The following is a 13,966-nucleotide window of genomic DNA, read 5'->3' as shown; positions in this document are numbered from 1 at the left end:
TCAGCGGGCTCCCTGCGGGTGGGCCTGCATCAGGCCGATGAAGCGGTCGAACAGACCGGCCACGTCGTGCGGGCCGGGGCTGGCTTCGGGATGGCCCTGGAAGCTGAAGGCGGGCACGTCGGTGCGCGCGATGCCCTGGTTGCTGCCGTCGAACAGCGAGCGGTGCGTGACGCGCAGCGTCGCGGGCAGCGTGGCCTCGTCGACGGCGAAGCCGTGGTTCTGGCTGGTGATCATCACGCGGCCGGAGTCGAGGTCCTGCACCGGGTGGTTCGCGCCGTGGTGGCCGAACTTCATCTTCAGCGTCTTCGCGCCGCTGGCCAGCGCCAGCAGCTGGTGGCCGAGGCAGATGCCGAAGGTCGGCACGCTGGCCTTGAGGATCTCGACGATCGCGGCGATGGCGTAGTCGCAGGGGGCCGGGTCGCCGGGGCCGTTGGAGAGGAACACGCCATCGGGCTTCATCGCCAGCACATCGGCGGCCGGCGTCTTGGCCGGCACGACGGTGAGGCGGCAGCCGCGGTCGGCGAGCAGGCGCAGGATGTTGGTCTTCACACCGAAGTCGTAGGCCACGACGTGGAAGCGGCCGTCGGCCTTGGCGAAGCCGCCGCGGTCGAGGTCCAGCGAGCCTTCCGTCCACTCATGGGTGCGGTCGGTGGTGACGACCTGGGCGAGGTCGAGGTTCTTCAGACCCGGGAACTTGCGGGCGGCCTCGATGGCCTTGTCGGCGTCGATGTCACCCGCCATCAGCGCGCCGTTCTGGGCGCCGCGCTCGCGCAGCAGGCGCGTCAGCTTGCGGGTGTCGATGCCGGCGATCGCAACAACGCCGCGCTTCGTGAGCCATTCCGGCAGCGCCTCGCGAGAACGCCAGTTGCTTGGGCGGCGCGGCACGTCGCGGACGATCAGGCCGGCGCACCAGACCTTGGCGGCCTCGTCGTCTTCCGGCGTGAACCCGGTGTTGCCGATGTGTGGGTAGGTCAAGGTGACCATCTGCCGCGCGTAGGAGGGGTCGGTCAGGACTTCCTGGTAACCGGTGAGTGCGGTGTTGAACACCACTTCACCAACGGAAAGGCCGGGCGCGCCGACGGAAACGCCCTCGAACACGGTTCCGTCTTCGAGCGCGAGGATGGCGGGTTGGGTCACTTCGATCGCCTTACGGTGGGGTGACTCGCGCGCGGCGTGCGCTTCCCTTGCACCGGCCGAAGGCAGGCGCATGGGAGGGGAGTCAGGCGAGCCGGAATTCTAGCCGCGAAGCCCGCGTGACGCCAGCGGAATCCGCCTTGGGCGCCCGCATCTCGTTCAGCGAAGCGCCGAATCGCGGGCCCGTCAGTCCCGGGCTTTGGCCGCGACCCAATCGCGCATCGTGTACTGGCCCGGCGGCTGCCCGGCCAGCCATTCGCCCACGGCCAGGGCGCCGCGGGCGAAGATGTCGCGCGAGGTGGCCCGATGGGCCAGTTCCACCCGCTCCCCTTGCCCGGCGAACTGCAGCCAGTGTTCGCCGACGATGTCGCCGGCACGCAGGCTGGCGTAGCGCGGCTCGGCACCGCCCGCCTTGGCCGACGCCCCGAGCGCCAAGGCCGTGCCGGAGGGCGCGTCCTTCTTGTGCACGTGGTGGCTTTCGACGATGTCGAGGTCCCAGCCCGGCAGGGCGCGGGCCGCACGTTCGACGAGGTCGGACAGCACGGCCACGCCGAGGCTGAAATTCGCCGACCACAGCACCGGGATCTGCCGGCTCGCCGCCTCCAGAGCCTTCAGCTGAGCGAGCGACAGGCCGGTCGTGCCGCTGACGAAGGCCGCGCGGCGCTGCACCGCCAGGGCCAGGGCCACGTCGAAGGGTTCGGGCAGGCTGAAGTCGATCAGCAGGCGGAACGCCGGCGCTTCGGCGAGCCGCATCGCCGGGATGGCCACGCCTCCCGGCACCACGAGGCCAGCCGTGCCGCGCGCGACGGCGGCGACCAGATGCAAACGGGCGAACTCGCCGGACAGCGCGAGGAGGCGCTGGCCCATGCGGCCGGAAGCGCCGTGGACCAGCAGGTCGATGGAGGTCGTCATGCGCGCAAGGCTACGCGCCGTGGCGCGCCGCCTGCAACGCAGGCGGGCACGGGGCTCAGCCCGTCATGCGGTCCCAGAAGGCCCGCACGCCATCGAAGAAGGTGCTCGACTTCGGCGAGTGCCGCGCCGCCTCCTCGCCCTCGAAGGTCTGCTCGAACTCCTCGAGCAGCTCGCGCTGTCGTGCGGTGAGGTTCACCGGCGTTTCGACGACGACGCGGGCATGCAGGTCGCCGGTCTGGCGCGAACGCACCGAGCGCACGCCCTTGCCGCGAAGGCGGAACAGCTTGCCGGTCTGCGTTTCGGCGGGAACCTTGATCTCGACTTCGCCCTCGAGGGTGGGCACGGCAATGCTCGCGCCGAGCGCAGCCTGCGAGAAGCGGATGGGGATCTCGCAATACAGGTCATCGCCGTCGCGCTCGAAGACCGAGTGCGGACGTACCTGCACGTCGACGTAGAGGTCGCCGCTGGGCGCGCCGGGCTGGCCGACTTCGCCCTCGCCCTGCAGACGGATGCGGTCGCCGGTGTCGACGCCCGCCGGGATCTTCACCGAGAGCGTCTTCTCCTGCCGCACGCGGCCGGTGCCGTGGCAGACCTTGCAGGGCTTCGGAATGATTTTTCCGCTGCCGCCGCAGGTCGGGCACGGCTGCTGCATCTGGAAGATGCCGCGCTGGATGCGCACCTGGCCCATGCCGCGGCAGGTGCCGCAGGTCTCGGTCTTCTTGTCCTCGGCGCCCGTGCCTTCACAGGAACCGCAGTTCGCCATCGTCGGCACGTCGATGCGCTTCTCGATGCCGGCGACGGCCTCCTCGAGGTCGAGCTCCATCACGTAACGCAGGTCCGAGCCGCGGCGCGGACCGCCGCGCTGACGCCCGCCGCCGAAGATGTCCCCGAAGATGTCGCCGAAGATGTCGCCCATGTCGGCATAGCCGCCCGGGCCGCCGCCACCGCCGCCCATCCCTTGCTCGAAGGCGGCATGGCCGTGCTGGTCGTAGGCGCGGCGCTTGTTGGCGTCGGAGAGGACGTCGTAGGCCTCCTTGGCCTCCTTGAACGCCTCTTCAGCCGCCGCATCACCGGGGTTGCGGTCGGGGTGGTGCTTCATCGCCAGCCGGCGGTACGCCTTCTTGAGCTCATCTTCCGACGCGCCCTTCGAAACGCCCAGCACCTCGTAGTAGTCCCGTTTGCTCATCCGCTACCCGCTGTTGGTGTCCACGAACGACGCCGCGTTGACCGGTTGATCCGGTCGAACGCGGCCCGTTGGTCCGTCCGAGCCGAAAGCCCGGAGGGATACGCCTTACTTGTCTTTCTTGACCTCGGTGAACTCGGCGTCGACCACGTCGTCCGCCTTGCCCGCCGCGGCACCCGCACCGGACTCACCCGCATCCGCCGGGCCGGCCGAAGCGGCCGCCTGCAGCGACTGCGCGGCCTGCGCCAGCGCCATGGTCTTGGCTTCGATCTGGCCCTTGTCGTCGCCCTTCATGGCGGTCTCGAGGTCGGCCAGCGCGGTCTCGATCGCGCCGAGCTGGTCGCCCGGCACCTTGCTGCCGTGTTCCTTGATGGCCGTGCGGGTCTGGTGGATCAGGCCGTCGGCCTGGTTGCGGGCCTGCACGAGCTCCTGGAACTTCTTGTCTTCTTCGCGATTCGCCTCGGCGTCCGCGACCATGCGCTGGATCTCCTCCTCGCTCAGGCCCGAGCCGGCCTTGATCTCGATCTTCTGTTCCTTGCCGGTCTTCTTGTCCTTCGCCGAGACGTGCAGGATGCCGTTGGCGTCGATGTCGAAGGTCACTTCCACCTGCGGCATGCCGCGCGGGGCGGCGTCGATGCCGGAGAGGTCGAAGCGGGCCAGCGACTTGTTGAAGCGGGCCTGGTCGCGCTCACCCTGCAGCACGTGCACGGTGACGGCGCTCTGGTTGTCCTCGGCGGTGCTGAAGACCTGCGAGGCGCGGGTCGGGATGGTGGTGTTCTTCTCGATGATCTTGGTCATCACGCCACCGAGCGTCTCGATGCCCAGCGACAGCGGGGTGACGTCGAGCAGCAACACGTCCTTCACCGAACCGCCCAGCACGCCGCCCTGGATGGCGGCGCCGACGGCGACGGCCTCGTCCGGGTTCACGTCCTTGCGCGGCTCCTTGCCGAAGAACTCGGCCACGGCGGCCTGCACCTTCGGCATGCGGGTCATGCCACCGACGAGGATGACGTCGGTGATCTCCGAGGTGCGCAGGCCGGCGTCGTTGAGCGCGATGCGGCAGGGCTCGATCGACTTCTTGATGAGGTCGTCGACCAGGGCTTCGAGCTTGGCGCGGGTCAGCTTGATGTTCAGGTGCTTCGGGCCCGAGGCGTCGGCCGTGACGTACGGCAGGTTCACCTCGGTCTGCTGCGACGAAGAGAGCTCGATCTTGGCGCGCTCGGCGGCGTCCTTCAGGCGCTGGAGCGCCATCGGGTCCTTGCGCAGGTCGATGCCCTGCTCCTTCTTGAACTCCTCGACGAGGAAGTCGATGACGCGGGCGTCGAAATCTTCACCGCCGAGGAAGGTGTCGCCGTTGGTGGCCAGCACTTCGAACTGCTTCTCGCCGTCGATGTTGGCGATCTCGATGATCGACACGTCGAAGGTGCCGCCGCCGAGGTCGTACACGGCGATCTTGCGGTCCTTGGTGTCGCCCTTGTCGAGGCCATAGGCCAGCGCGGCCGCGGTCGGCTCGTTGATGATGCGCTTCACTTCGAGGCCCGCGATGCGGCCGGCGTCCTTGGTCGCCTGGCGCTGCGAGTCGTTGAAGTAGGCCGGCACGGTGATCACGGCCTCGGTGACCGTCTCGCCCAGGTAGGCCTCGGCGGTCTTCTTCATCTTGCCGAGCACTTCGGCCGAGATCTGCTGCGGCGCCATCTTCTTGCCGTCGGCGGTGGCCACCCAGGCGTCGCCGTTCTCATGGGCGAAGATGCCGTACGGCACGAGATCGAGGTCCTTCTTGACCTCGGCGTCGGTGAAGCGGCGGCCGATCAGGCGCTTGACGGCGTAAAAGGTGTTCTTCGGGTTGGTGACCGCCTGGCGCTTGGCCGAGGCGCCGACGATGGTCTCGCCGTCCTTGGTGAACGCGACGATGGACGGCGTGGTGCGATCGCCCTCCGCGTTCTCGATCACCTTGACGTTGCCGCCTTCGATGACGGCGACGCAGCTGTTGGTGGTGCCGAGGTCGATGCCGATGATCTTGCCCATGGGAGTCTCCTGTTCTTGGATTCGTCCGGCGCGCGGCGCCGATTCAGTGATGTCTGCGAGATGGGTGCGCAGGCCGCCGATTCAAGTCGTCGTCACGCGCGACGCGCCGGCGTGGCGCGAGCTGTTCAAGGAACCGTCAGGCGTCGGCGACGACCACGACCAGCGCGGGGCGCAGCAATCGCTCGTTGAGCACGTAGCCCTTCTGGAACACGTCGAGCACGGTGCCGGGGGCGGCCCCCGGGCTCGGCAGCTGGGTCACGGCCTGGTGGAATTCCGGATTGAAGACCTCGCCCTTCGGGTCGAGCTCGACCAAGCCGTTGTCCTTGGCGGTCTTGATCAGCTGCCGCAGGGTGAGCTCCAAGCCTTCCTTCAGCGGATGCGCTTCGGCACCCGCGGCCTTGAGGCCGGCGTGCAGGCTGTCGAACACCGGCAACAGATCGCCGAGCAGGCGCTCATTGGCGAACTTGCGGGCGCTTTCCACTTCGCGCGCCATGCGGCGGCGCTGGTTCTCCAACTCGGCACGCTCGCGCAGCGTCTGCTCGCGCAGTTCGGCCAGCGCCATGCGCAGCTCGGCGTTCTCGATCTCCAACGGCGAATCCGTGGAGAGGTGTTCGCCCGGCGCAGCGCCTTCCGGGGCCTCGGCCGGATCGGCCGGCTCGTGCTCGTGGTTCATGGGTTTTCCAGGCCGCGAATGGCGGCAGTTCGGTGACGTTCGACCCGGTTATGGGGCCGGCGTCGACGGTTTCAAGGCCTGTCCGACCAGTTGGGCCGTGGCCTGAACCATCGGGATCACCTGCTCATAGGCCATCCGCGTGGGGCCGATCACCCCCAGCACCCCGAGCACCCGCCCGTTCACGGCGTACGGGGCCGTGACCACCGTGCAACCGCCGAACGGGGCCAGCCCGGTTTCCTCACCGATGAAGATCCGCACGCCCTGCGCCCGGGCACAGCGCTCCAGCAGGCCGAGGATCTCGCGCTTTTGGGCGAAGGCGTGGAACAGGCCGCGCAGGCGCTCGACATCGGCCATGTCGGGGCTGCCCATCAGGCGGGTCTGGCCGGCGACCAGCACGTCATCGCCGCCCTCGGGAAGCACCTGCTCGGACAGTTCGACCGCGGCGGCTAGGGTGCGTTCCAGTTCGGATTTCGCGTCCTGCAGTTCGCGTAGCAGCGCGGCGCGGATGTCGGCCCAGCCCCGCCCCGCGTAGTGCCGGTTGAGGTAGTTCGAGGTCTGCTCCAGCTCGTCCGGCGCGTAGGGCCGGCGCGTCTGGATGATGCGGTTCTGCACCTCGTGGTCCATGAAGACGATGACCACCAGCACGCGCTGGGCGTCGATGGGCACGAATTCGATGTGGCGGAAAGCGAAGGCGGCCCGCTGCGGGACCGTGATCACCCCGACCGAGTGGCTCATCGACGAGAGCAACTCGGTGGCCCCTGCCAGCAGGCCCTGGGTGCCCTGCCCCTGCGGCAGCTGCTGGGCCAACTGGCGCACCAGCCCCTCGTCCGGCTGCGGCAGCTCGATCAGGCTGTCGACGAACACCCGGTAGCCGTGCGAGGTGGGAATGCGGCCCGCACTCGTGTGCGGCGCGGCGACCAGCCCCAGTTCCTCGAGGTCAGCCATGATGTTGCGGATGGTCGCGGCGCTGACGTCGAGCCCGGACTGCTTGGCCAGCGTGCGCGAGCCCACCGGCTCGCCATGGGCGATGTACTGGTGCACGAGCGAGCGCAGGAGCTGGCGGGCACGGGGATCGAGGCGATGCGAGGACGGCGACATGTCGCATAGATAAGTCCGTGAATCCCCGATGGCAAGCGTTGGCGCTGCCATGGCCGGATGCTAGCGTTCGCCCTCGCCGGCACGGGGCATCCCCCTGCCCGCCCCTTTCTCCGTCGTGACGCCATGCTCAAGCTGCTCTCCCTCCGTGATTTCGCCGTTGTCCGCGCCGCCGAGCTGCGATTCGGCCCCGGCATGACGGTGATCTCCGGCGAAACCGGCGCCGGCAAGTCCCTGCTGGTCGACGCCCTGCTGTGGCTCTCCGGCGCCCGGGCCGACGCCGGCATGGTGCGCGCCGGAGCCGCCCGCGCCGAGCTGTCCGCCGAATTCACGCTGGACGACGCGCCAGATGCCGCCGTCTGGCTGGCCGAGAACGAGCTGGACGACGAGGGGGCCTGCCAGCTCCGCCGCGTCGTCAAGGCGGATGGCGGCTCGAAGGCCTGGATCAACGGGCGCGCCGTCAGCATCGGCCAACTGGCGGCGCTCGGCGCCCGCCTGGTCGAGATCCATGGCCAGCATGAGCATCAGGCGCTTCTCGATCGCTCCCGTCAGTTGAGCCTGCTGGACGCCTTCGGGCGCCTGCAGCCCCTGCTGGCGCCGGTGCAGAAGGCCGCCGCCGAATGGCAGGCCGCCGACCGCGAGCTGGCGCAGATGCAGGAGCGCGGTGATGTCGGCGACCGCATCGATTACCTCGGCCACCAGCTCGACGAGCTGGATCGTGAGTCCTTGGCACCGGCCGACATCGACGCCCTGCTCGCCCAGCACCGCCGCGCGGCAAACGCAGGCGCCCTCGTGCAGGCCTGCGACCGCGCCGGGCTGCTGATCGGCGATGACGACGGCGCCGCTGCTGGCATCGGGCAGGCGCTGGCTGCCTTGTCGAAATGGGCGCCAGAGGAGCCGCGCATCGCCGAGGCCGCGGCCCTGGCCGAATCCGCACGGCTGCAACTCCAGGAAGCCGCCGGTTTGCTCGAGGCCGCCCGCGACGGACTCGATCTCGACCCCGACGAACTGCAGCGGGGCGAGCAGCGGCTCTCCCGCCTGCACGACCTCGCCCGCAAGCACCGCGCTCCTTTGCACGACCTCGAGGCACGGCGTGAAGCGCTGCGCGTGGAGCTCGAGGCCCTACGCGGCTCGGAGGGCCGCGTGGTGGCCCTGCAGGCCGAACGTGAGTCAGCCGCTGGGCGTTGGCGCGAAGCGGCATCCGCCCTTTCCGCGGCGCGACGCACGCAGGGCGCCGCCCTCGGCTCGGCGATCTCCGCACTGATGCAGGAACTCGGCATGGGCGGGGGCGTCTTCGAGGTCGCCTTCGAAACGCACCCGGAACCGCGTCCAAACGCCACGGGGGCGGAGCGAATCGAGCTTCTGGTCAGCGCCAACCCCGGCCAGCCGCCGCGTCCGCTCCGGAAGGTCGCTTCGGGCGGCGAGCTGGCGCGCATCGCGCTGGCCATCGAAGTCGCGACCCTCGGCCTCGACGACACGCCGACGATGGTCTTCGACGAGGTGGATACCGGCATCGGCGGCGCCGTCGCCGAGATCGTCGGGCAGAAACTGCGCCAACTCGGCGGCGGCAGGCAGGTGCTCTGCGTCACCCATCTCCCGCAGGTGGCCGCCCAGGGCCACGCGCACTACCGCGTGGCGAAATCGGTGAGCGGCGAGGAGACCTTCAGCCAGCCTGAGAAACTCGAGGAGCCGGCGCGGGTGGAGGAGATCGCGCGGATGCTGGGGGGCGTCGAAATCACCGCCGCCGTGCGCACCAGCGCGAGGCAGATGCTGGAGAAAGCGAGGAAAGGCTGAGGCCGGGCCTGCGGCGGCGCGTCGTCGCCGCGCCTGCGGCCGTCCCGGAAGGCGCCGCTTACTTCCGCTTCTTGCGGACGTACAGCACCAATGCGTGGTCTTCGATCTCGTAGCCGTGCTTCGCCGCGATGGCGTGCTGCAGGGCCTCGATCTCGTCGCTGTGGAACTCGATCACCTTGCCGGTGTCGAGATCGACCATGTGGTCGTGGTGCTCGCCCAGGTTGAGCTCGTAGACGGCCTGGCCGCCCTCGAAGTTGTGCTTCAGCACGAGGCCGGCGGCTTCGAACTGGGTCAGCACGCGGTACACGGTGGCGAGGCCGATGTCGTCGCCCTTGTCGAGCAGCACGCGGTAGATGTCCTCGGCGGTCATGTGCTTCGCCGACGGCTGCTTCTCGAGGATATCGAGGATGCGCATCCGGGGAATCGTGACCTTCAGGCCGACTTTTCGCAGGTCTTTGGATTCCATCGGCATCCTCGCGGGCTCCTGAACAGCGCCACCGGGGCTGCGGCGCATGACGGCCCGGAGTGTATCATCGTGGGGTTTCCGACCCGCCGAGTTCCCATGCGCCGCATCCTCATCGCCCTGGCCGTCGCCGCCCCTCTCCTGCTCTCGGGCTGCCTGTACCGCCAGCCGATCTTCCAGGGCAACCTGCTCGAACAGAAGAACGTGGAGCAGCTCGCGACCGGCATGAGCAAGCGCCAGGTGTTCGCCCTGCTCGGCTCGCCGTCGGTCGCCGACCCGTTCCGCCAGAACCGCTGGGACTACGTCTCGTCGGAGCAGCGCGGCCACGACGATGCCGTGGTCAAGATCTTCACCGTGCACTTCGAAGGCGACAGCCTGACGAAGTGGGAAGGCGAGTACTTCGCGGAAGCGGACAGCGCGATGGCGAAGGAACAGGTCGAGCGTTTCGGCCCGAACCTCGCCCGCGACAAGGACAAGGACCGCCGCGGCCGCTGAGCCCCGCTCAGCCCGGCTTGCCGGCCCCGGCGCGGGCACGGCGCGCCAGCTTCGGATCCGTCGGAAGCGCGCGCAGCAACTCCAAGCGGTCGCCCTCGCGCAGCCGCGCATCGAGGCCCACCTCGCGCCCGAACACCGCCATGGCCACCGGCGCGTAAGCCGCCTCCGGCCACGACGGCGCATGCTGCCTGAGGCACGCCAGCACGTCGCCCGCCGTCAGTGCTTCCGTCGCCGGAAGCCGCAGCCGCCACGCCCGGCCAGCCTCGGCGTAGATCACTTCGATACCACCGGCCTCGGCCATCGGCGTCAGTCCCGCCCGCGATCCGCCGTGTTCGCGATGCGGCAGAAATCGTCGACCAGCCGGTCGGCCAGCCCCTGGAAGCCGAGTGCCAGGGCATTGCCGACCAGCGCACCGGCGACATCGAAATCGAGGTTCAGGCTCACCTTGCACGCCTCCTCGTCGAGCGCGTGGAAGGTCCAGTGCCCTTCCAGTTTCCGGAATGGGCCGTCGACAAGCTGCAGCTCGAGTCGCGTCGGTTCCACCCAACGGTTGCGCGTGGTGAAGTTCGTCCGCAGCCCGGCGATCTTCAGGTCGAGGCGGGCCACCATCGTGTCCGCGCTGCGCTCGAGCACCGCCGCCTGCTCGCACCAGCCGAACCAGCGCGGATAGCCCTCGACCTCGTTGACGAGGTGGAACATCCGGCTGGCGGAATGCATGACGAGGGCGTGGCGCTGGATGCGGGTCATCGGCGGGCGTTGGGGTTGTACAGCGTGGGCCCGTGCGACAATGCGCGCATGGCAGGCAAGAAGAAAGAAAAGGATACCGAATCCGGCGGCGGCACCATCGCGCTGAACAAGCGCGCGCGCCACGAGTTCGCGCTCGGCGAGCGCTACGAGGCCGGGCTGTCGCTCCAGGGCTGGGAGCTGAAGTCGATCCGCGCCGGTCGCGCCAACATCGGCGATGCCTACGCGGTGATCCGCGGCGGCGAGCTGTTCCTGTTCGGTTCGCAGATCACGCCCCTGATCCAGGCCAGCACGCACGTGGTCGCCGACGACCGGCGGACCCGCAAACTGCTGCTGCACAAGCACGAGATCGACAAGCTCATCGGCAAGGTCGAACGCGACGGCTACACGCTCGTGCCGACCGCGATGTACTGGAAGCGCAACAAGGTGAAGCTGGAGCTCGCGCTGGCGAAGGGCAAGCAGGAGCACGACAAGCGCGACACCGCCCGGGACAAGGACTGGCAGCGCGAGAAGCAGCGCGCCCTGCGCCACCGCAACAAGGACGCCTGAACGGCGGCGCGGCCGCCCTTGTGCCGCTCCGGCCCCGTCCCCATACTGGCCTCGTCAGTCGTTTCACGACGACCGCAGAACCGGGGGTGTCCTGGCTTCGACGGGGGTTGCGAAATTGCTTGGCGCATGCCGAGGGGGCGGCTTTCCTCGTTAATCCAGCAGCAAAAACTCAGACGCCAACGACGACGTCTACGCTCTCGCCGCTTAAGGCGTAAGCCCCGAACCCACTTGTGCCTGTGCTCGTGGATGTAGGGTCACTATCACGGGATGGTTCCCGGCGGCGACCCGCCAACCGGAAACGAGACTTAGCGGGTATGTCCTGCGGCGTGCTTCGCACACCGTGTTTCCGCAGGCCGAGAACGAACGGTGAGCTAAGCATGTAGTGCCGGGCATGGAGTGCTCTCGGACGCGGGTTCAACTCCCGCCACCTCCACCATTTGCTAGTCCAAAGTGGTACAACTCAGGCCGGAATCCTCAGCTAAATCAGGGATTTCGGCCTTTTTTGTGTCCAAAGGAAGCCAAAGGGGTGCATTGCCATATGCCCCCATGCGGGGGCATCTTTGGGGGCATCCGGGGGCACGGGAAGTCCGATGCCCCCACGATGCCCCCAGCGGCGACGGAGAAATGCCCCTCATGCCCCTGACCGACACGGCCATCCGCCAAGCCAAGCCCGCCGACAAGCCCAAGCGGCTCGCGGATAGTGGCGGCCTATACCTCGAAGTCTCGCCGGCTGGCGGCAAGCTCTGGCGCTTGAAGTACCGGATGGACGGGAAAGAAAAGCGGCTCGCCATCGGGGCCTACCCTGCCGTCACCCTCAAGGACGCGCGGGATCGACGCGACGACGCCAAGCGGCAACTGGCTGCCGGCATCGACCCCGGCGCAGCCAAGCAAGCCCAAAAGGCCACGCGCGCCGAGGCGGCAGCGAATAGCCTGGAGGCCATCGCCCGCGAGTGGTTCGCCAAGCGGGAAGGCGAATGGGTGCCGTCCTACAGCGTCAAGGTGAAGGCGTGGCTGGAGGGCGACATTTACCCGTGGATCGGGGCTAGGCCCATCAAGGACGTCACAGCCCCGATGGTTCTCGACTGCCTGCGGCGGGTGGAGGAGCGCGGCGCTGTGGAGTCTGCCCACCGGATCCAGCAGCAGCTTGGCCAAGTCTTCCGCTACGCCATCGCCACAGGACGCGCCGAGAACAACCCTGTGCCGAACCTGCGCGGAGCCCTCACCCGCCCGAAGGAGAAGAACCTCGCAGCAATTACCGACCCCAAACAGGTCGGCGCGTTGCTACGGGCCATCGAGGACTACAGGGGCAGCTTCACGGTGCGTTGCGCCCTGCGCCTCGCCCCTCTGGTCTTCGTTCGCCCAGGTGAGCTGCGGCAAGCCGAGTGGGCAGAAATCGACCTCGACGCCGCCGAGTGGAACATCCCCGCCGCGAAAATGAAGATGCGCGAGCCGCACCTTGTGCCGCTGTCGTCGCAGGCACTCGCCGTGCTGCGCGATCTGCAACCGTTGACCGGATCAGGCCGCTACCTTTTCCCATCCCCGCGCAGCCCCAAGCGACCAATGAGTAACAACGCCATTCTCTCCGCACTGCGGCGCATGGGGTTCGCGAAAGAGGAAATGAGTGGCCACGGGTTCCGTGCGATGGCGCGGACGATCCTCGATGAGGAGCTTGGCGTCCGGCCCGACTTCATCGAACATCAGCTTGCCCACGCGGTGCGCGACGCTAACGGACGCGCGTACAACCGCACCAGCCATCTGGTGGAGCGGCGAAAGATGATGCAGCAGTGGGCCAACTACCTCGACATGATCAAGGTGGGCGGAAACATCATGCCCATGCGACGAACAGGTTGAATGGCCTACGTACTCGCCAAACACGTGCGGAACTCCAACCACGCGCGTAAGTCTGGCATTCCAAATCACTCGAACGCTATGTACGCATCCATCCGAGTGTCTCGGCCGGCCTCTCCCCTCTGAGAAACTGAAACCAATTCAGCTCGATCCAGATACGACCGATCTCGAAAGGCCGCTGCGTACTCTTGTCACGTAGTGACAAACCAAAACATATCCACAGTTTTGTCTGCAACGCACCGAAATCTCGAAAAGCATAATGTCCGCTGCCGCACAACGCCGTGCGCTAGAGGGCAGAAAATTGAAACAGTTCACTCGCAATACGAACGGAGTCGAGATGATGCTCCGCTTGCCACAGGTTCTGGCTCGCATTCCTGTGGCGCGCTCAACCCTTTGGGGGTGGGTGCGAGAAGGCCGATTCCCGAAGCCGATCAAACTCGGTCCGATGACTACCGCTTGGAAGGCATCTGAGGTAGACGCGTGGCTGGAATCAGTCGGCGAGGACGCTGCATGAGCCTCCCAATGAAAAACCCCTCGATCCCGGACAGCTTGGCGGCGGACGGGAATCGAGGGGCAGGCACGAACACCCTAAGGGTCCGCGATGTGAAGTGTACTGCGACCGATGCCTGGCGCCCACGCTTGGCATTCATCGCGATTCAATCGACTCGAGGGCATCTCGGGCGCTCTGCATGGAGAACCAAGGCTCCGCTGTCGGACCTCGTAGACACGGCGGATTCACTGGACAGAACCGCTACCCTCCCTGAACGGAGAGCAATGAGCGGCCCTACACGCACCAGATGGGGTAAGCCTAGGAGGAAAAGCGCCATTCTCCAGAGGAGCGATGCATGAGCCGCCCCAAACGATGGAGAGAGAAAAACAGACGCGAGTCGGGAACGTTTACGCTGCTTCCGTGTCAACGCCGATCGAAATCTGACCCACTTTGCGTGGTTGTCGCCGATTGAAAACTGACCCACCTCGGGACTTCAGTTGGCTCCCCGTGCCTTGATGGCCCCAGCTCGCCGCTTGTCCTTCAACCGATAGCTCTCCCCCG

General features: G+C 67.7%; 13 protein-coding genes and 1 other RNA gene. 5 read left to right on the top strand and 9 right to left on the bottom strand.

What is annotated here, in order from left to right; translation table 11 throughout:
* The 6 genes from carA to hrcA all read right to left on the bottom strand — a co-directional run bounded on the left by carA (nt 1) and on the right by hrcA (nt 7,025).
* Nucleotides 1-1,137, bottom strand: coding sequence for a glutamine-hydrolyzing carbamoyl-phosphate synthase small subunit (carA, locus tag O9280_RS16495; RefSeq protein ID WP_298345350.1), 1,137 nt, complete (start codon nt 1,135-1,137; stop codon nt 1-3).
* 183 nt (nt 1,138-1,320) lie between these two features.
* Nucleotides 1,321-2,046: a dihydrodipicolinate reductase C-terminal domain-containing protein gene (locus O9280_RS16490; RefSeq protein WP_298345347.1), complete on the bottom strand. Its 726-nt coding sequence runs from the start codon at nt 2,044-2,046 to the stop codon at nt 1,321-1,323.
* Between the two features lie 55 nt (nt 2,047-2,101).
* The gene (gene dnaJ / locus O9280_RS16485; RefSeq protein WP_298345345.1) at nt 2,102-3,232 is read right to left on the bottom strand and encodes a molecular chaperone DnaJ; all 1,131 of its coding nucleotides are present in this window, start codon (nt 3,230-3,232) and stop codon (nt 2,102-2,104) included.
* A 105-nt stretch (nt 3,233-3,337) separates the two neighbouring features.
* A complete protein-coding gene (dnaK, locus tag O9280_RS16480) occupies nt 3,338-5,254 on the bottom strand; it encodes a molecular chaperone DnaK (protein WP_298345343.1) in 1,917 nt (638 codons plus the stop codon).
* Between the two features lie 136 nt (nt 5,255-5,390).
* Nucleotides 5,391-5,927, bottom strand: a complete 537-nt coding sequence (gene grpE, locus O9280_RS16475; RefSeq protein WP_298345340.1) for a nucleotide exchange factor GrpE — start codon at nt 5,925-5,927, stop codon at nt 5,391-5,393.
* 48 nt (nt 5,928-5,975) lie between these two features.
* Complete coding sequence (gene hrcA, locus O9280_RS16470; protein WP_298345337.1) at nt 5,976-7,025, bottom strand: heat-inducible transcriptional repressor HrcA; 1,050 nt, start codon at nt 7,023-7,025, stop codon at nt 5,976-5,978.
* A 123-nt stretch (nt 7,026-7,148) separates the two neighbouring features.
* On the opposite strand from hrcA, the gene recN reads away from it, so the two are divergent.
* Nucleotides 7,149-8,816 carry a DNA repair protein RecN gene (recN, locus tag O9280_RS16465; RefSeq protein WP_298345334.1) on the top strand — a complete coding sequence of 556 codons (1,668 nt, stop codon included), beginning with the start codon at nt 7,149-7,151 and terminating at the stop codon, nt 8,814-8,816.
* Nucleotides 8,817-8,874: 58 nt separating this feature from the next.
* Here the strand turns inward: recN and fur are convergent, their stop codons facing one another.
* On the bottom strand, nt 8,875-9,282 hold the full coding sequence (fur, locus tag O9280_RS16460; protein WP_298345471.1) for a ferric iron uptake transcriptional regulator: 408 nt from the start codon (nt 9,280-9,282) through the stop codon (nt 8,875-8,877).
* A 96-nt stretch (nt 9,283-9,378) separates the two neighbouring features.
* On the opposite strand from fur, the gene O9280_RS16455 reads away from it, so the two are divergent.
* On the top strand, nt 9,379-9,774 hold the full coding sequence (locus O9280_RS16455; RefSeq protein WP_297866374.1) for an outer membrane protein assembly factor BamE: 396 nt from the start codon (nt 9,379-9,381) through the stop codon (nt 9,772-9,774).
* 7 nt (nt 9,775-9,781) lie between these two features.
* Here the strand turns inward: O9280_RS16455 and O9280_RS16450 are convergent, their stop codons facing one another.
* Together O9280_RS16450 and O9280_RS16445 are read right to left on the bottom strand one after the other, a co-directional pair.
* Nucleotides 9,782-10,075, bottom strand: coding sequence for an RnfH family protein (locus tag O9280_RS16450; RefSeq protein ID WP_298345331.1), 294 nt, complete (start codon nt 10,073-10,075; stop codon nt 9,782-9,784).
* 5 nt (nt 10,076-10,080) lie between these two features.
* Nucleotides 10,081-10,521, bottom strand: coding sequence for a type II toxin-antitoxin system RatA family toxin (locus O9280_RS16445; RefSeq protein WP_298345328.1), 441 nt, complete (start codon nt 10,519-10,521; stop codon nt 10,081-10,083).
* Between the two features lie 48 nt (nt 10,522-10,569).
* On the opposite strand from O9280_RS16445, the gene smpB reads away from it, so the two are divergent.
* The 3 genes from smpB (at nt 10,570) to O9280_RS16430 (ending at nt 12,918) form a co-directional block, all read left to right on the top strand.
* Nucleotides 10,570-11,067 (top strand): SsrA-binding protein SmpB, encoded by a 498-nt coding sequence (gene smpB, locus O9280_RS16440; protein ID WP_298345325.1) that lies wholly within the window; start codon nt 10,570-10,572, stop codon nt 11,065-11,067.
* An 82-nt stretch (nt 11,068-11,149) separates the two neighbouring features.
* Nucleotides 11,150-11,503, top strand: a transfer-messenger RNA (tmRNA) gene (gene ssrA, locus O9280_RS16435).
* A 188-nt stretch (nt 11,504-11,691) separates the two neighbouring features.
* Nucleotides 11,692-12,918 carry an integrase arm-type DNA-binding domain-containing protein gene (locus O9280_RS16430; RefSeq protein ID WP_298345322.1) on the top strand — a complete coding sequence of 409 codons (1,227 nt, stop codon included), beginning with the start codon at nt 11,692-11,694 and terminating at the stop codon, nt 12,916-12,918.
* Nucleotides 12,919-13,966: the final 1,048 nt, after the last annotated feature.

Source organism: Silanimonas sp., assembly GCF_027531545.1.
Lineage (GTDB): Bacteria > Pseudomonadota > Gammaproteobacteria > Xanthomonadales > Xanthomonadaceae > Silanimonas.
This window is presented reverse-complemented; position numbering and strand designations above follow the sequence as displayed.